Raw genomic sequence first — 17817 nt, 5'->3', positions numbered from 1 at the left:
AAAAATAAAAATAAAACCGCCATAAAGGCGGTTTTTTGATGTTTTTGTCAAAAATAGTTCAACCGGCCGTATCAAGAGCCAATTGCGAGGAGCCATCCAAGTGATAAATATCGTCACGGAATTGGACAACCCCCTCTCCCGTTGACCAAGCGGAAATATAGACAAAATGAAGCGGTATGGGATCGGGAATATTAATCGGTGTATTTTGTCGGGAGGCAATCACCGCTTCCATACGTTGCCTGTCCCACCCGGGCGTATTCTTCAAAATCCACACATTGAGATCGCGAATGTTCTGAATACGGATACAACCAGATGAATCAAAACGCATCAAGCTATTGAACAGGGTTTGTATGGGAGTATCGTGCATGTACACCGAATATGGATTGGCAAAATTTATCTTTGTCGATGACATTGCATTAATTTTACCCGGATCTTGCCGGAACATCATACTGACAGCCTCGTCACTATGCCAATTGATGCTTTCGGGGGGTACTTCCTCGCCACGATTATTAAAAATATGGATGCTGTTATCCGAAAGGTAGGACGGATTTTTTTGCATCAGAGGAATAATATCTTTACGGATAATCGACTTCGGTACTGTCCAGAACGGATTAAGGATGATCTGGCTGATTTTTGAATCCAGTAACGGGGTTTGTCGATCAATTTTACCAACAACAGCTGTATGTCTTTGCGCAACCACACCATTTTCCACGGCTTCGATTTGCGCAGCCGGTATGTTGACCATTACAAAACGCTGTTCTTGAGCCGTCATTTCGACTTTCGTCTTCAACCGCTCGACATTGATGTGAAGTTGATTAAGGCGCGTCTGGGCATCGACATTCATTGATTTATAGGTCGCCTCGCCCGTTACACCATCGGCTGGCAATCCATGACGGGCCTGAAAGCGTTTTACAGCGGCATCAACATAAGTGTCGAAAGATGAAGACATCCCCACACCACTTTGAAGGTCTCCCGACGCTGCAAGTCTTTGCCGCAACGCAGTTACTGCCGGATGTGTTACACCAATTTGCAATTTTCCCTGTTCTGTCGGAACTCTTTGCCAACCACCGCGACTGACAATACCCTCATATTGCGTAATCGCCTTTTGAGTATCTTCAACTGTTGCAAAACTTAATACCGGCTGATTGGAAGCAACTTTGGTACTCCCTGCCGGGCCTGCATCAAACTGGTCATCCCAACGGGCACGCCCCGATTGCGCAAACAAAGTGTTGTTTGCCTTGGCTAAAACGGGAGCATATGACAGAGCCGTTACAGTTGCCAAAGATTTTAAAAAGAACCTACGGCCTATTGAAGGATTTTTGACCGATGTCATTTTTTCATTTGTCATTCTTGATTTTTTCCACGCATGCACTTGTCGATAAAATCGACATTGACGCTTAACAGCATTTGGTAGAAGTAATTGTCACTTTTTCCTAGAATTAACCATTTTTGTGTCTTTATCATGTCTAACAAAAAAGTGACTCTCCGTTAGCTGATAGATATAGGCATTGTCACGTTAAAATTGGGTAACTAGATTATCTTTTTCTTCTTTTTGAGATAAAGAAAACCCCGAAACATAACAAATAGTATAGCGACCAAAAAATGGAATACTGCAAGCGAGGGGAAAAAAATAAAGCTTGAGCTATAGACAGTAAATGCAAGAGATTCTGTCAGGGCTGCAAAAAACCATAAGATTATTCCCCAAAGAGACCCCATCCACAGCCCGAGAGCTGCAATCGGATAGACAACGGACAGACTGACTGTCAGCACCTGCCAAAGCCAGGGCATGCGATCAATCCGCCATAGTGTTCCGGGAAATACGCCGACCATGCGTATCCAATAAAAAATGGAAAACAAGAGAGCAACAAAAGCCAGACAATGCAAAAAAATGGAATAAGATGATAATACCAGATTTGGTTTAGCTACTTGGCGTAACTGGTTATCCATTAAATATCCAATTCTTTTTCAACCGGTTGAAAATAGGAATCAACTATCTCGTCGGTAACACCGGCCAAATTTTCCGGTTGCCAATGTGGTTCGTTGTCCTTGTCTATTAATACCGCCCGCACACCTTCATAAAAATCATGATTATCCATCATGTGGTGGGCAACACGGTTTTCAAGCTTCAGACAATCGTCGAGCCCTAATGGTTTACATTGCTTCATCGCGCGCCAGGTCACCATCAAACTTGTCGGTGAACGTGCCAGAAGCGTTGCAAGAGTTTCTTTGGCAAAATCGTTGCCCTCATCGGCTTTTTGTTTGAGGAGATTAATGCCTTCCTCAAGCTTGTCGGTATTGAAGCACTCTGCAATCAGTGATCGCGTCTCGGCATTTGTTTCAAAATCAACTTCAACTGCATATTGTTCCAGCGCCGGACGTGGATTACCCTGCTCAATAATACTTGCGCGCAGATCTTCAAGCTTGTCTTGTGAAACCGCGTGGGTAGCAAGCCCAGTCTGCAAACAATCGCCCCATTTACATCTTGCACCGGTTAGAGCCAGATACATTCCGAATTGCCCGTTCAAACGGGATAGAAAATCACCTGCTCCGACATCGGGAAAGAAACCGATAGCACTCTCCGGCATAGCAAAAGTGGTATTTTCTGTCACAATCCGGTGTGAGCCATGAATAGAAATACCGGCGCCCCCGCCCATACAAATACCATCAAGTATAGCAATATAAGGCTTTGGGAAACGTCCTATATAGCTGTTGAGCTTATATTCGGAGGAAAAATAGTCATAAGCAGGGTGCCCTGCTTTGCCTTGCTTATAAGCATAAACAACATCACCGCCTGAGCAAAAAGATCTGCCTTCTCCCTCGACCACGACACATAATACATCGTCATCTGTTTCCCAACTGTGCAAGGCTTTTTCAAGTGCACGCAACATATCAAGACTTAATGCATTCAAAGCTTGGGGGCGTGCGAGACGGACAATCCCTGCCCGACCTTCTTTTAAAAACGTGACCTCGTTCCCGCCACCAAAATCAAGTTGCATAGCCCAAAACTCCTTAGGAAAACTGAAAGGCTTTTGCTATTTAAATCATTATTGGACGTAAAATCAATCAACCTTGTTTCGTTGAGGCTCAAGGCAAGAGACAAAAATTAATATTTGGTAAATTTTTTGACTTAACGTTCTTTATTCCCAAGTGTGGGGAACAATTGCATCACGGCACCTATGAGATAAATGTAGAGGCCGGAAATTGTCATGCCAATTTTTACCCAATCGGGAGCCTCGAGCCGGTAGCAAATCCCGATAATGCCGAGAGCACACCATATAAGAAAGACTGTCAAATTGAGTGGACGCAAGCGCACCACGCGCACCGGATGCAAAAAATAAATCGGAAGGAATGAAATAATCGCGGAAATCACAACAATGCTGAACGCTGTCCATTCTCCCGGTTTGACAATAAAAAGCGTAAAAATCAGCATATTCCAGACGACCGGAAAACCTTTGAAAAAGTTCTCCTTGGTTTTCATACCTGTGTCGGCATAATAAATAGCCGAGGAGACCACAATGATGGCGCCGGACAAAAATGACAGTCCCTCACCCATGAAACCGCTTTGATAAAGCGCGAATGCCGGTATGAGCACATAGGTGACATAATCGATTATGTTGTCGAGAAGTTCACCTGACCACGTAGGAAGGACATATTTTACCTGAAGCTTACGGGCAATCGGACCGTCGATACCATCAACCAATAATGCCAGACCGAGCCAGCCGAACATTGCTGTCCATTCTTTTTCGGAAGCAGCGACCAGCGATAAAAAGGCAAGAAACGACCCTGATGCGGTAAGAAGATGAACCGAAAATGCCCTCGCCTGCGGCATCGTTACCTTTTTATGACGCAGTTTTTCGGCACTACTCTTTATTCTACCAGCAAGTTTATTTTTCAAAGCAGACCAGTCCCTCTCGTCAAATGCGATTATCACATTTCAGCATAAATTTTTATGCCCTTTCTATCACTGATCACAAAAATTAAAACAATTGATTGCAATTGCTAGATTGATCCACATATTGTGTTAAATTGACAATGAGATCGCTCTATCAGCTAATATAGTAGAAAGGCCCGACTATGGTAGTTCCAGTAGACAAAAATAATATAACAATTGCCGTCATCGGTGCTGGACCTGCCGGAATGATTTCTGCACTTGCAGCCGCTCAAAAAGGTTATCGTTCCTATCTGATCGGTCCGGAAACAAACAGCAATGATCTCAGAACCACTGCATTGATGATGCCGGCAATAAAAATTCTCGATTCTCTCGGCATTTGGGAAAACCTGAAAGACAAGGCAGCTGCACTTTCCACAATGCGAATCGTTGACGGAACAAAAAGGCTCATCCGCAGTCCGGTTGTGAGCTTTCATTCTTCGGAAATCGGGGAGATAGCCTTCGGTTACAATATGCCGAATGTTGCACTTAACAATGCCATCAGTGAGGCTGTAGCCGACTGTAAGCTGATCAAACGTTTGGATGTTTCGGCGAAATCTATCGTCCATAGCGATGATCACGTCACAATCACTCTGGAAGATAATTCTCATGTGGATGCCCGTCTTCTTATTGCTGCAGACGGGCGAAATTCGAAAGCACGCATTGCTGCGGGGATTGACTGCCGCCAGTGGAATTATCCGCAGACAGCCATTATCTTAAGTTTTTCCCACGAGTTCCCGCACAATAACATTTCTACCGAATTCCACACGGAAGATGGTCCGTTTACACAAGTGCCATTACCCGGCAAAAAATCCAGTTTGGTATGGGTTCTCAATCCCGAACGCGCAAACAGAATTCTTGGACTTGGACCTGAGGGACTGGCGAGTGCGATTGAAGAGAGAATGCAGGCGATGCTCGGAAAGGTGACTGTTATTACACCTGCACAAGCTTGGCCTTTATCCGGCATAGTCCCGAAGGCATTTGCCGACAAACGAACAATTCTGGTTGGTGAAGCCGCCCATGTCTTTCCGCCGATTGGTGCCCAAGGGCTTAACCTCGGTATTCGTGACGCCATCAATACCGTCAAAGCCATTGAAAGCGATCAGAAAGATCCCGGCAGCCAACGGGTCATGGAAAATTACAATAAATATCGCAAAGCCGATATTTGGGTACGCACCGGTTCGGTTCACGCTCTCAACAAAGCATTGCTTTCCGATATGTTGCCTGTACAATTCGCGCGGAGTGCCGGTTTGGAATTGTTGAGAAACTTTGCTCCTCTTCGAAACATTTTCATGCGTGAAGGGATGTATCCGGGCAACGGTCTGCGCGCGATTGCAAAAGCTTTATGTCCAACGAGCAAATCGACGTTGACAAACTGACATTGCCTTGTCGATCGACCAAATTTTTCGTTCGTCAATCGGAAATAGAGCGAATATCGTGTTTTTGTAATCAGATGACATTTATATTTTACTTCCAGCGAGGCTAACGCAAAAAGGAACGAGATGGTTCAAGCAGCAGATATAAATGGTACATTGGTAGCCGCAGACAAAAAGATCGTTGTCGATGGTGACCATTTTTTGCAGGTGGCCGCTCTGGTCTATCGACTGCAAAAAGGTGCCGTCGAGTTTCTGCTCATTACAAGTAGAGGTACCGGTCGCTGGATTATTCCTAAAGGTTGGCCAATGCCGGGGCGCACTCTATCCCAAGCAGCCCTTCAGGAGGCCTATGAAGAAGCAGGTGTGCGCGGTATTGCCGAGACGGCTTCGATTGGCTCCTATCAATACACGAAAACTGACATGCCGGGCGGTGAAAATGGCAATTTCAGTGTCGATGTGTTCGCTGTACTCTATTCCCATCAGGAGAAAAAATGGCCGGAACGCGGCCAACGCATCTTCGAATGGGTTACGCCGGAGGAAGCGGTCCGTCGAGTCGTCGAGCCACAATTAAAAAAATTGCTTCTTGATTATCGTCCGCGTTGATAGAAACGGGGTGGCCAATCGCCCATAGCCGTTGAGTGCCAAACTTTCACCCGCTCTTCGGATACCAATCTGATCGAATCGGAATTTTTTAAAGATATTTCCAAATCCCGCGAAATTACATCTGTCGGAAAAGATACCGTCAATTTTCAGCGGTAGTGATTCGGGAACAGACCTTTCACTATCCCGCCGCAAAATTTATGTTTTTTCAAATTCTCACTTCGCGAATTTCAAATAGAGATATTTTATGTTCACGTTATTTGATGAAAAATAAAGGGTGGAATTTATTCGTCCCCGTTATTCACATCATTTTTCCACCACTGAACCCACTATATCTAGTTGTTGTACGATTTGAACAAACGACTCCTTGACGGGAAAGTGGTTTTGTTCTTTTATGACTTTCAAGCTGATGTGCTGCAAAGCGCGTCACGTTTCACATTGTAATCATGAGTAAATCAGTGAGTAGTCAAAATTGTAATTGCGAGCGGGCATGGCTCGCAATTTTGTTGTTTTGCGTTGTTTTGAGGGTCCATGAAGCGTTGTGTAAAACTTAAAAGTTTATAATAAATTCACTATATTTGGTATAGTCTTTGAGTTAATAGCACAACATATGCCAGCGAACATCTTTCGCTTAAAGAATGTGTGTTATAGGTAACTGCATTTGACGGATCACAAGAATGGTCCGTTTTTTGCTCGTGACTTACGATCATAAATTAGGGGTTAATCTCTCTCGCCCGTTGTAGAAGATTGAAGAGATTAGGGACAGTTTGTCGTCGGTTAAAACCGACAGGGGCAAACACAACATATTGAATAAGGACAGGCTATGAAAATTGCGCGCCATTTCACAAAGGAGGGACAATCTCCCTATACTGGTATTGAATTCCATAAAGCGACAAGTGAAATCAAAAATCCCAATGGTTCGATCGTTTTCAGGCTTGAAAATATTGATGTTCCCAGCCAGTTCAGTCAGGTAGCGGCCGATATTCTGGCACAAAAATATTTCCGCAAGGCAGGCGTACCGGCAGCCTTGAAAAAAGTAGAGGAAAATGGCGTTCCTTCATGGCTTTGGCGTTCTGTAGCAGATGAAAAAGAACTGGCAAAAATTGCCGAAGACAGGCGTTATGGTTCGGAAATGGACGCGCGACAGGTTTTTGATCGTCTGGCCGGAACATGGACCTATTGGGGCTGGAAAGGCAAATATTTCGATACCGAAAATGATGCCCGCGCTTTTCATGACGAACTCGCCTATATGCTTGCCACTCAACGTGTCGCGCCCAACAGTCCGCAGTGGTTCAATACAGGGCTGTTCTGGGCTTATGGTATTGATGGTCCAAGTCAGGGACATTTTTACGTCGATTGGAAAACCGGAGAACTGACAAGGTCGAAATCGTCCTACGAACATCCACAACCCCATGCCTGCTTCATTCAGTCTGTTGCGGATGACCTTGTGAATGAAGGCGGCATTATGGATCTATGGGTGCGTGAAGCCCGCCTTTTCAAATACGGTTCCGGTACGGGTTCGAATTTTTCGCAATTGCGCGGCCAAGGTGAAAAACTTTCCGGAGGCGGTAAATCTTCCGGTTTGATGAGCTTTCTAAAAATCGGTGACCGGGCAGCCGGTGCGATCAAGTCGGGCGGTACTACGCGTCGCGCAGCAAAAATGGTTGTGGTCGATATCGATCATCCGGATATTGAAGCCTATATCGACTGGAAAGTTCACGAAGAGCAAAAAGTAGCCGCTTTGGTGACCGGTTCCAAAATTGTCAAAAAACATCTCACAGCCATTATGAAGGCTTGTGTCAATTGCGAAGCAGATAACGGAGACTGTTTTGACCCTAACAAGAACCCGGCATTAAAACGGGAAATTCGGGCAGCCAAAAAAGATCAAGTTCCGGAAAATTACATTCAACGCGTTATCCAATTTGCCCGTCAAGGCTTCCGTGATATGGAATTTGATACTTATGATACAGATTGGGATTCGGAAGCCTATCTTACTGTATCAGGGCAAAATTCGAACAATTCTGTTTCTTTGAAAGACGAGTTCTTACGTGCTGTCGAAAATGACAGCGATTGGAACCTTATTCGTCGCACAGACGGAAAAGTGCATAAAACAGTACGCGCCCGTGATTTGTGGGACCGTATTTCTTATGCAGCTTGGGCTTCTGCCGATCCGGGTGTGCACTTCAATACAACGATGAATGATTGGCATACGTCACCAGCCGAAGGGCCAATTCGCGCATCGAATCCGTGTTCCGAATACATGTTCCTTGATGACACAGCCTGCAATCTTGCCTCGATCAATTTGTTGACCTATCGCAATCACGATGGTTCTTATGATCTCGACGCTTATGAACATAGTGTCCGTCTATGGACTATCGTTCTCGAGATATCGGTGATGATGGCGCAATTTCCATCCAAAGAAATTGCCAAACGCTCCTATGAATATCGCACACTCGGGCTTGGCTATGCCAATATTGGCGGCTTGTTAATGACTTCCGGTATTCCTTATGATTCGGACAAAGGACGCGCAATTTGTGGTGCCCTTACGGCAATCATGACCGGTATTGCTTATGCGACCTCGGCTGAAATGGCCAAGGAACTTGGTGCATTCAAAGGATATAAGCCAAATAAAGACAATATGTTGCGTGTCATTCGCAATCATCGCCGTGCGGCCTATGGGGAAACGACAGGTTATGAAGGTCTATCCGTTAATCCGGTGGCTTTAATCGAAAAAGATTGCCCGGATCCGAAAATGGTCGAACGCGCCCGTAAAGCCTGGGACAAAGCCTTGGAACTTGGCAAGCTCTATGGCTATCGCAACGCCCAAGCTACAGTTGTTGCACCGACCGGCACAATCGGCCTCGTTATGGATTGCGACACAACCGGTATTGAACCTGATTTTGCATTGGTGAAATTCAAGAAACTTGCCGGTGGCGGTTATTTCAAAATTATCAATCGCGCTGTTCCGGAAGCTTTGCGCACATTGGGTTATTCCGAAAGCCAGATCGCCGAAATTGAAGCTTATGCAGTCGGTCACGGGAATATCAATCAGGCGCCGGCAATTAACCCGACAACATTGAAAGCCAAAGGTTTCACTGACGAAAAGATCGAAACTTTGAACGAGGCAATGAAAAGTGCCTTCGATATCAAGTTCGTCTTCAATAAATGGACATTGGGCGAGGATTTCTGCAAAAACGTTTTGAACTTCACTGAAGAACAGCTTGATGACGTTTCTTTCGAGATGCTCCCTGCTCTCGGCTTCTCGAAAAAGGATATCGAGGCCGCCAATCTTCATGTTTGCGGTGCAATGACACTTGAGGGTGCCCCTCACCTCAAACAAGAACATTATCCGGTATTTGATTGCGCCAATGCTTGCGGAAAAATTGGTAAACGCTATCTGTCGGTTGAAAGCCATATCCGCATGATGGCAGCCGCCCAACCTTTTATTTCGGGGGCTATTTCCAAGACGATCAATATGCCGAATGATGCAACTGTCGAAGATTGCGCAAATGCTTACATGTTATCATGGAAACTCGCATTGAAAGCCAACGCGCTTTATCGTGATGGTTCGAAATTGTCCCAGCCATTGAATGCATCGCTCATTGCCGATGACGATGATGAAGATGCGGTTGATAACCTGATTGAACAACCGGCGGCTGCACGTACGGCAAAAGTTACTGAAAAGATCGTCGAAAAAGTCGTTGAAAAATATATTCATGAACGCGAAAAATTACCGAATCGCCGGCAAGGCTACACGCAAAAGGCGATCGTTGGCGGCCATAAAGTCTATCTTAGAACCGGTGAATTCGGTGATGGACGCTTGGGTGAAATTTTCATTGATATGCACAAGGAAGGTGCTGCATTCCGTGCAATGATGAACAATTTCGCTATCGCCATTTCGCTTGGGTTACAATATGGCGTACCGTTGGAAGAATATGTCGATGCTTTCACGTTCACCAAGTTCGAACCGGCTGGAATGGTTCAGGGAAATGATGCAATCAAAAATGCAACGTCAATTCTTGACTATGTTTTCCGGGAACTAGCGGTTTCTTATCTTGGACGTTATGACCTTGCCCATGTCGATATGTCCGACTTTTCCAACACAGCCTTGGGTAAAGGCGTTAGAGAGGGCAAGACAAACCTGATTTCAACAGGTTGGACACGTGGCTACAATCTGAAATTGACAGATCCCAAAGGGCCGGTTGCAAAAATCGCGACGCCAGCCATAAAGTCGAATGTAACGACATTGAAAACTGCAACTGCTGTCCAATCAAAAGCTTCATCAGCTTTAGAAACGCATGGCGCTACTGCTTTGAAACAGGACTTGGCTGAAGAAGAAAACAAAATCAATAATTTGTTCGATGCCGATACTTCTGAAGAAGCAAAAGCCGAAGAAATGGCCAATGAAGTTGCAGAGGCCAAGAAACTTGCGTCTGACCGCAGAAAACAAGCTATGATGCAAGGCTACACCGGCGACATGTGCTCCGAATGTCAGAATTTCACAATGGTGCGTAATGGTACTTGTTTGAAATGTGACACATGTGGTGCTACAAGTGGTTGTAGTTGATCATTTATACTTTTCTTAATTTTCCTAACGGCCCCATTTGAGGGCCGTTTTTTTATCATCCCCTATGGTTACAGAACGCGAAATTCATGCTCTGCTTTTTTCATTCCCGAAACACGAATGGAGCCCCCAAAAGACCTATCAAAAGACCCGATTGATCGCTCGGTTGCGTCATTTTCTACTTTTTCAAATCTATTTTCGGGATAGATCGCTTATAGAATATAAAAATCGATAATCGCAACACGCCAGCCCGATGAAGAAATCGCTAAAACAATTTGTTCAATTGTTCATACGGTTCCATTTACATAAACAACGAACGCCGCTCGTTATAAATTCACGATCAGAAGCTGATTTGTATTCCTCGTCCTATGAGAGATTTTCCCGAATATAGGATAGATAATTACAATTTCTTTCCATCAACTTATCTCATGCTGGTTAACCTGCTGGTCTTTCACCGCATGGCTGCCAATTCACGACATATGCGCTATGATCAGGTCTGTCCAAATAATAGTTCCGGAAAACATTTAACAATCGGAAGTTCACGAAAATCCTTGCCAATGACAATAAGATTAATCTCGAAAAAGTCTCATCTTCCGGCACAATAATCATTTTCGTTAGCGAGAAACTTTGAAGCTCCAGTTTGCATTTTTGTTATTTTATAGAGTCAAAAAGACAATCGGACACGAGTCTTTCAACTCGCATAAAGAGTTCAGAGATTTTATAACGGTAAAACAACTGCAAGTTTTATCGCTTCATGATGAGCTTGTCAGATAGCTACAAAACTTTTCGAGCTTCAACCTTGCTCAAATTCGATTCCCGTTCCTCACGCCCTGCCCTCGGCAACCGGAAAGAATTCCATGAACCTTTCAAAAGAAGGTTTTTAAACAGCCATAAAAGCCAACGAGCCTAAAATGGACAGCAAATTTTTTTGCCACACAAAATATTCAACCGGCCCCTTTAGCCAAGAGACAAGAGCTGTTATCCAATCACTATAGAAACGAAAATACCTCAAAAAGGATAGAAACACCGATTGGTTGAAATATTCACTTTTTGATTCAAGTTTTTTATTTATGAGACTGATTTTTAATTACTTTTCAGACAAAAACGATTTTCGTCAGTTCCTTGGAATGATCGAACAATTGCGCTTCTCTGATGATATTTCCTCTTTATGCAGGCTCGACCACAAAAACGCGTATGCTTACTGATCGCATTTTTAGATAACGACTTTAAGGCCTGAGGCCATAAGTTCGTTTGCTATTAAAAGCTTGAACAGTTCTTTTTCAAAAAGATTTAAATTCTTTTCCAGTCACTGGCTAACTGGTGCCGGAACCATGTCATTTGGCGTTTTGCATAACGGCGCGTACCTGTTTTGGCTTTGACAATTGCCGTTTCAATTGAGTCTTCACCTCGTAAAACTCGGTTGAATTCTGGTACACCAATGGCTTTCATAGCGGGCATTGAAGGATCCAATCCCAGTTTTATCAACGAACGGACTTCGTCCAAAGCACCATTATCAACCATTTTATCGAAACGATCTTCTATACGGCGATAAACAAGGTTACGGTCCGGCATTAAAAGTAATTTGGTGACATCTTCACCTTCAAGTACCGGTTTAGTCTTTTGACTTTGCCAATAACCAAGAGGTTTTCCTGTTGCCTCATAGACTTCCAGCGCACGAATAATTCTCTGGCCGTCATGTTCGCTCAAACGACGAGCGACCGGGCCATCAATATCTTTAAGAATATTGTAAAGCGCAGATGCACCTTTTTTCTTCAGCTCTTCACGCCATTTTTCTCTTATATTTGCCGGTATATCGGGAATTTCGGCCATGCCTTCCAATAAGGTTTTAAAATAGAGTCCCGTTCCTCCGACAAAAATAAGAGGGCCTTCAACAGACTTTATGATATCCGACGCATCTTTACGCCATTGACCCGTAGAATATGGTTTTTCGGGTGAAACATAGCCGTAAAGATAATGTGGAACGCGCTTCATATCATCATTATCTGGTCGTGCCGTAATAATCTGCAAAACACTGTAAACTTGCATAGAATCGGCATTGACAATCGAGGCCCCGCTTTTCTCTGCCAATTTTAAAGCAAAATCCGACTTGCCGCTTGCCGTTGGTCCCGCTATCAAAGTAATTGTTCTTTTTTTCATGAGCGGAGTTTTCTATGTCCCGAAGTGAGTTGCTTGTGGCAACGTTGATTGCCAATCCTGATAGACCGGTTTTAACACCGCAGCTCGTTGATAAAGCCTCTCATAGTCTTAATGCAAGCACTGTCTATTGGCTTTGTGACGGAGTTGCATGTGATATCCCGCTTGGTGACAATATCGGGCCAGAAAAAGCGAAACAAGCCTTGCGTGCCGCACTTCAGGGCGAACCGGTGGATTTTGCTGTCCAAATTCAAGACAAGAGGCGGAAAAAACTGCTTGTCGCCGACATGGACTCAACCATGATCGGACAAGAATGTATTGACGAACTTGCCGATGTTGCGGGATTGCGCGACTATATTTCCGACATCACCAGACGCGCCATGAATGGCGAAATTGCATTTGAACCGGCACTTCGCGAGCGGGTATCCCTGTTGAAAGGTCTGCCATTATCAATCATTGACGATGTCATTGAAAACCGTATTACTCTGACCAATGGAGGAAAAGAACTTATCGCCACCATGCGCGGGAATGGCGCTTACACCGCCCTTGTTTCAGGCGGTTTTACATTGTTTACAAAAAAAATAGCAAATGCAATCGGTTTTGATGAACACAATGCCAATGAACTTGTCGTTGAAGACGGGCATCTTGCCGGTGTTGTCAATGAACCTATTTTAGGCAAACAAGCAAAATTGGAAAAGCTTGAAGAACTCTGTGAGAAATTGGATATTTCACCGGAAGATGCCATGGCCGTGGGTGATGGAGCTAATGACCTTGCAATGCTTAATCTGGCCGGTTCCGGTGTTGCACTCCATGCCAAGCCACTTGTGGCGGAAGCTGCTTCAATTCGTATTGATTATGGTGATCTGACCGCTCTTCTTTATCTACAGGGTTATCGCAAGTCGGATTTTCTCCATTGAAAAATATCTCGTAATCATACTCCGGAGAGAAAGAAATTCGCTTTCTCGAGTTTGATAAACAATTCACCAAATCCGATATGGTAAAAGCCGCTGAAAAACCAAATCATGGAAAATAGGCGCATTAAAGCTTGTTTCAAACACCATCTGTTTTTTGATGAAGTGATAATTCAATGCGAACGGGTTGGCCTGAACAATTACAGAAGCAGTTACGCCTGATCATTGATAATGAATTTAGCTATCCAATATTGATGGTCAGAAACCATGTAAAAAAGCTCGCTCCAGTATCGTCCGAATATCGCACATCATTCAAGACGTAATGTAACAAAGCGCAACTCGCCATCCTCGCCAGCAACCATTAAAAGCGCATTTTTACGGCCGTTTGCGCGTAAAAGTTCCAACTGTTTTGAAACATCTTCCGGCGTTTTGACAGCCTGCTGATTGATATCAACGATAACCTCGCCAGTGCGAATACGTTTTTCGTCAGCCGCACTATTTGCCGTTACAGCGGTAACGACAACGCCATTAATATCCGGCTTGATATGGAAGCGTTTGCGCAGTTCGTCCGATAGTGCCGACAATGTCATCCCCATTGCGTGGATGGAATCAGAGGCTTCCGCCTTTTTGTCTTCTCCGCCATGCTCGTCGTCGTCAGAAGTCTCGGTTTCCAGTTCCTTTTCTTTGAGGCGCCCAAGTTTCACTTTTACTGTCTTCTCTTCGCCATTGCGAAGAATAGTTACGTCGACAATTTTACCCACGGGACTTTCAGCAACTATCCTTGGCAATTCGCGCGCGTCTTTAATGGCATGCGTACCAAAGCGCGTGATCACGTCCCCGTCTTTCAATTGAGCATTATCGACAGTTTTATCGTCAATTTTGCCGGCAACAAGCGCACCTTCCGCTTTTGGCAATTTCAAACTATCCGCAATTTCCTGACTCACCGGCTGAATTCTTATTGCAAGCGAGCCACGACGGGTTTCACCAAATTGCTTGAGCTGATCCAACACACCGGTTGCCATATCGGAGGGGATCGCAAAACCGATACCGATAGAACCTCCGGATGGCGATATAATTGCCGTATTGATACCAATGACTTTGCCGTTCATATCGAAAAGCGGACCGCCGGAATTGCCGCGATTGATCGCTGCATCGGTCTGAATAAAATCATCGTAAGGACCGGCACTAATGTCACGATTGCGCGCCGAAATAATGCCGACTGTCACTGTGCCGCCAAGGCCAAACGGATTTCCGATAGCCATAACCCAATCGCCGATGCGTGCACTTTCAGAATCACCGAATGAAACGGCGGTAAGTTTTTTGCCCTTGGGGTCAACCTGCAAAAGTGCGAGATCTGTTTTGGTATCTTTGCCCAGAAGCTTTGCCTTGAGCTTGGAACCATCAGTAAAATTTACCTCGATATCATCAGCATCAGCGATGACATGGTTGTTGGTGACGATTAGCCCTTTTTCGGCATCAATGACAAATCCGGAACCAAGAGACTGGACTTTGCGTGACTGGTTCAATTCGTTTTTGTCATTTTTAGACGAGAAAAAGTCGTTAAAATATTCCTGAAAGGGTGCACCCTCTTCCACTTTTGGCGGGGTGGTTTTGTCTGTCTGTTCTGTTCCTTTTATTGTCTGGGACGTTGAAATGTTGACAACCGCATCCAACAAACCCGACGCAAGATTTGCGACCGATTCAGGTACTTTGTGTTCCAATGCGACTTCTGCAAAACTTTCAGACTGAGAAAATGAAACAACCGAGCAAAGAGCCGCAGCAAGCATAAAACGCTTTAACACCATATTCCTATCCCATCTGAAAGCGATAATGACTGTGCTATCATCCCGTTTAAAACATTTCATGACAAAGGGAAATGACTGAATTCTTCCTGAACCAGCCTTTACCCCCAATTATCAATAGCTGATTTTTACCCTATCATTTACGAATGTGAAAGCCACACAATAATCAAACCGATAACCATTGCACAAAAGCCGCTCATACGTAGAATATATTCAGGCGTCACATCTATCTGTGACGCCATTTTTTTTACCAATGCCGGAAAGCCTGCATAAACAAGTCCTTCGATAAAAAGGACAAGACCAATTGCAGTAAAAAAGAGCTCCATCAATTATTTGCCGGTGCAGTCACTTTTCCGGTCGCCAGTGGATTATGGAAATAATAGAAGAAATCCTCGTTCGGCGAAATAACCATCGGTGTCGATTTCAACTTCTTATAATTTTCCATTGCCAACCAGAAATCATAAAATGACGGATTGGTTTTTCTCGCTTCCAGCAATAGACGAATGCTTTCGGCCTGCCCTTCACCGCGGGTAATTTCGGCGTCACGCTTGGCCGCTGCAACGATTTCTTCGTATTCGCGATTGGCTTCGGCCACAATGCGGTCCCGTTCCTGCTGACCACGAGCACGAATATTTTCGGCTGCTGCCTCACGTTCGGCTGCCATCTGGCGATAGACGTCTTCCGATACTGCATCCGTCAAATCGGTTTTGCGGATTCTGACATCAACAATCGTAATGCCGAGTGAACCGGCATCAGCCGAAAATTGCTGCTGAACCTCTTCCATCATAGCTCCACGTTCATCCGACAGGGCAGCTTTGAATTCGCGCTTTCCATAAACGGCACGCAAAGCATCAATGAAGCGTGGTGCCAGGTTTTCCTCTGCCGCAACTTGCGGACGACCCGAGCTGATGCGCTGCAAAAACAATTTCGGATCTGTTATCCGATAGATGAAGAATGCATCGACCTCATAATAGGCACCACCGCGCACCTGCACAGATTGCGTAGGAACATCATAGCGCAACAGACGATTATCAATAATGACTGTTTGGTCGATAAAAGGCGTTTTGAAGTAGAGTCCCGGTTCCTGTTCGACTCTGACAATTTGCCCGAAACGTTTAACTGCAATCTGCTGACGTGGATAGACGATAAATACCGACATCCAGATTGCCAACAGAACAACAATAATGACACCAAGGGCAATGAAAAAACGGTTCTGCTGCATTATTGTTGCCCTCCTGTGGTATCAGAGCCAGATTGGGTTGGCTTTGCCGCCGTGGAAGTTGCGGACGGCCGATCCTTTGCCGACATCAATTCGCTCAAAGGCAAATAGGAAACAGGTCCACCGTTTTTCTGATCAAGCACCAGTTTATCCGGTGCATTGAGAATGCTTCCTATTGTTTCCATATAGAGACGATAGCGGCTCGCCTCGGGGGCTACTGCTGCCTCATGCGAGATTGCTTCGAAACGTTCCGCACGGCCTTTTGCCTCTTCAATCATCTGGGCTTTTTCGCCCTTGGCAACTTCGCGTGCTTTTGAAGCCTCACCGTTGGCCTGCCCCAATTTCTTGAAACGTACGCGGTTACCCTCTTCAATCATACGTCCACGTTCCTGTTCAGCCTGCTGAACAGAATTAAAGGCTGCTGCAACTTTCGTCGGCGGAGCGGCCTCGCTTATAGAAACACGATTGATCTGTACACCGATTTGATATTTATCGGCTGTCGACTGGATAATCTTTTTCACGTTATCGGCAACTTCTTCTTTCTTGTCACGCAGAACATCGTCAACCGGACGGCGTCCGATCACTTCGCGCATGGCACTTTCTGCAACCTGACGCACAGTGCCTTCCTGTTCATTGACATTGAAGAGATATTTGCTCGGATCGGAAATGCGATAATATACGGAAAAATTGACATAGACGATGTTCTGGTCGCTTGATAGCATCAAACCGTCGCTCTGTTGCGTTTGCCCGGGCTTACCGCCGATGGCAATCGATTTTTCCGTAAGTGGCACTTTCAAATAATTTTCAATCGGCCAAAAATGGAAATGAAGACCGTCATTGATAATGCCGGGTTTCGGCACACCAAATCTCAGTTCAACAGCCTGTTCATTCTGCTGGACAATGTAGAAACACTGAAAAAGCCAGAATATGATTGCAACGATAATCACAACAAGTACGATGGCACCACCGCCGAACTGTTTGAGTGTATCCTGACCTTTGCGCAAGATATCGTCTATATCCGGACCATTACCGCCATTATTTCCGCCGCCATTGCCGCCCGAACCTGTCGGCTTTCCGCCCCACGGATTTTTGTTATTGCCATTATCATTTCCACCACCGCTCCAAGGGCTTCCACCGTTATTTCCGCCGCCTCCCCATGGGCCGCCGCCATTCTGATTGCTCCAGGGCATAATCACCTCTTGCTCAGCGCTACAATCGCGCAAATTTATCGTTCCTCTTTTATAGGGATGTAAATCTAACGTT

13 protein-coding genes are annotated in these 17817 nt (G+C 45.1%); 4 read left to right on the top strand and 9 right to left on the bottom strand.

Features of this window, described 5'->3' with window-relative positions; genetic code table 11:
* Positions 1 to 58: 58 nt before the first annotated feature.
* From H3S83_RS06300 to pcsA, 4 genes are all read right to left on the bottom strand, one after another.
* A complete protein-coding gene (locus tag H3S83_RS06300) occupies positions 59 to 1348 on the bottom strand; it encodes a murein L,D-transpeptidase (RefSeq protein WP_198239199.1) in 1290 nt (429 codons plus the stop codon).
* A gap of 182 nt (positions 1349 to 1530) precedes the next feature.
* Positions 1531 to 1947, bottom strand: a complete 417-nt coding sequence (locus tag H3S83_RS06295) for a DUF6163 family protein (protein WP_078039429.1) — start codon at positions 1945 to 1947, stop codon at positions 1531 to 1533.
* Positions 1947 to 2996, bottom strand: a complete 1050-nt coding sequence (locus tag H3S83_RS06290; RefSeq protein ID WP_198232145.1) for an enoyl-CoA hydratase/isomerase family protein — start codon at positions 2994 to 2996, stop codon at positions 1947 to 1949. Before H3S83_RS06290 ends, H3S83_RS06295 begins: the two co-directional genes overlap by 1 nt.
* Positions 2997 to 3127: 131 nt before the next feature.
* On the bottom strand, positions 3128 to 3895 hold the full coding sequence (pcsA, locus tag H3S83_RS06285) for a phosphatidylcholine synthase (protein ID WP_281432059.1): 768 nt from the start codon (positions 3893 to 3895) through the stop codon (positions 3128 to 3130).
* 179 nt (positions 3896 to 4074) lie between these two features.
* On the opposite strand from pcsA, the gene H3S83_RS06280 reads away from it, so the two are divergent.
* From H3S83_RS06280 to H3S83_RS06270, 3 genes are all read left to right on the top strand, one after another.
* Positions 4075 to 5307, top strand: coding sequence for a UbiH/UbiF family hydroxylase (locus H3S83_RS06280; RefSeq protein WP_198239198.1), 1233 nt, complete (start codon positions 4075 to 4077; stop codon positions 5305 to 5307).
* A gap of 123 nt (positions 5308 to 5430) precedes the next feature.
* Positions 5431 to 5907, top strand: coding sequence for an NUDIX hydrolase (locus H3S83_RS06275; RefSeq protein WP_198239197.1), 477 nt, complete (start codon positions 5431 to 5433; stop codon positions 5905 to 5907).
* A gap of 820 nt (positions 5908 to 6727) precedes the next feature.
* A complete protein-coding gene (locus H3S83_RS06270; RefSeq protein ID WP_198239196.1) occupies positions 6728 to 10471 on the top strand; it encodes a vitamin B12-dependent ribonucleotide reductase in 3744 nt (1247 codons plus the stop codon).
* 1287 nt (positions 10472 to 11758) lie between these two features.
* Here the strand turns inward: H3S83_RS06270 and miaA are convergent.
* The gene (gene miaA / locus H3S83_RS06265; RefSeq protein WP_198239195.1) at positions 11759 to 12625 is read right to left on the bottom strand and encodes a tRNA (adenosine(37)-N6)-dimethylallyltransferase MiaA; all 867 of its coding nucleotides are present in this window, start codon (positions 12623 to 12625) and stop codon (positions 11759 to 11761) included.
* A gap of 14 nt (positions 12626 to 12639) precedes the next feature.
* Between miaA and serB the strand changes: the two genes are divergently transcribed.
* Positions 12640 to 13539, top strand: coding sequence for a phosphoserine phosphatase SerB (serB, locus tag H3S83_RS06260; protein ID WP_198232150.1), 900 nt, complete (start codon positions 12640 to 12642; stop codon positions 13537 to 13539).
* 302 nt (positions 13540 to 13841) lie between these two features.
* On the opposite strand, the gene H3S83_RS06255 is transcribed toward serB, so the two are convergent.
* The 4 genes from H3S83_RS06255 to hflK form a co-directional block, all read right to left on the bottom strand.
* Positions 13842 to 15338 (bottom strand): Do family serine endopeptidase, encoded by a 1497-nt coding sequence (locus tag H3S83_RS06255; RefSeq protein ID WP_198239194.1) that lies wholly within the window; start codon positions 15336 to 15338, stop codon positions 13842 to 13844.
* 137 nt (positions 15339 to 15475) lie between these two features.
* Positions 15476 to 15661, bottom strand: coding sequence for a DUF2065 family protein (locus tag H3S83_RS06250; RefSeq protein WP_198224789.1), 186 nt, complete (start codon positions 15659 to 15661; stop codon positions 15476 to 15478).
* Positions 15661 to 16557: a protease modulator HflC gene (gene hflC / locus H3S83_RS06245; protein ID WP_198224791.1), complete on the bottom strand. Its 897-nt coding sequence runs from the start codon at positions 16555 to 16557 to the stop codon at positions 15661 to 15663. Before hflC ends, H3S83_RS06250 begins: the two co-directional genes overlap by 1 nt.
* A complete protein-coding gene (gene hflK, locus H3S83_RS06240) occupies positions 16557 to 17744 on the bottom strand; it encodes an FtsH protease activity modulator HflK (RefSeq protein ID WP_198238136.1) in 1188 nt (395 codons plus the stop codon). The genes hflC and hflK overlap by 1 nt, the downstream gene beginning before the upstream one ends.
* Positions 17745 to 17817: the final 73 nt, after the last annotated feature.

The organism is Bartonella sp. W8122 (assembly GCF_016102485.1).
Lineage (GTDB): Bacteria > Pseudomonadota > Alphaproteobacteria > Rhizobiales > Rhizobiaceae > Bartonella > Bartonella apihabitans.
The sequence above is the reverse complement of the archived record's forward strand: the minus strand, read 5'-3'. Positions and strand labels throughout refer to the sequence as shown.

What these genes read in the sequence shown, in the direction of transcription:
- H3S83_RS06300 (WP_198239199.1), bottom strand. Translation starts at nt 1,348, where the DNA reads ATGACAAATGAAAAAATGACATCGGTCAAAAATCCTTCAATAGGCCGT.
- H3S83_RS06250 (WP_198224789.1), bottom strand. Translation starts at nt 15,661, where the DNA reads ATGGAGCTCTTTTTTACTGCAATTGGTCTTGTCCTTTTTATCGAAGGA.
- H3S83_RS06280 (WP_198239198.1), top strand. Translation starts at nt 4,075, where the DNA reads ATGGTAGTTCCAGTAGACAAAAATAATATAACAATTGCCGTCATCGGT.
- H3S83_RS06275 (WP_198239197.1), top strand. Translation starts at nt 5,431, where the DNA reads ATGGTTCAAGCAGCAGATATAAATGGTACATTGGTAGCCGCAGACAAA.
- H3S83_RS06270 (WP_198239196.1), top strand. Translation starts at nt 6,728, where the DNA reads ATGAAAATTGCGCGCCATTTCACAAAGGAGGGACAATCTCCCTATACT.
- H3S83_RS06290 (WP_198232145.1), bottom strand. Translation starts at nt 2,996, where the DNA reads ATGCAACTTGATTTTGGTGGCGGGAACGAGGTCACGTTTTTAAAAGAA.
- H3S83_RS06295 (WP_078039429.1), bottom strand. Translation starts at nt 1,947, where the DNA reads ATGGATAACCAGTTACGCCAAGTAGCTAAACCAAATCTGGTATTATCA.
- hflK (WP_198238136.1), bottom strand. Translation starts at nt 17,744, where the DNA reads ATGCCCTGGAGCAATCAGAATGGCGGCGGCCCATGGGGAGGCGGCGGA.
- serB (WP_198232150.1), top strand. Translation starts at nt 12,640, where the DNA reads ATGTCCCGAAGTGAGTTGCTTGTGGCAACGTTGATTGCCAATCCTGAT.
- miaA (WP_198239195.1), bottom strand. Translation starts at nt 12,625, where the DNA reads ATGAAAAAAAGAACAATTACTTTGATAGCGGGACCAACGGCAAGCGGC.
- hflC (WP_198224791.1), bottom strand. Translation starts at nt 16,557, where the DNA reads ATGCAGCAGAACCGTTTTTTCATTGCCCTTGGTGTCATTATTGTTGTT.
- H3S83_RS06255 (WP_198239194.1), bottom strand. Translation starts at nt 15,338, where the DNA reads ATGGTGTTAAAGCGTTTTATGCTTGCTGCGGCTCTTTGCTCGGTTGTT.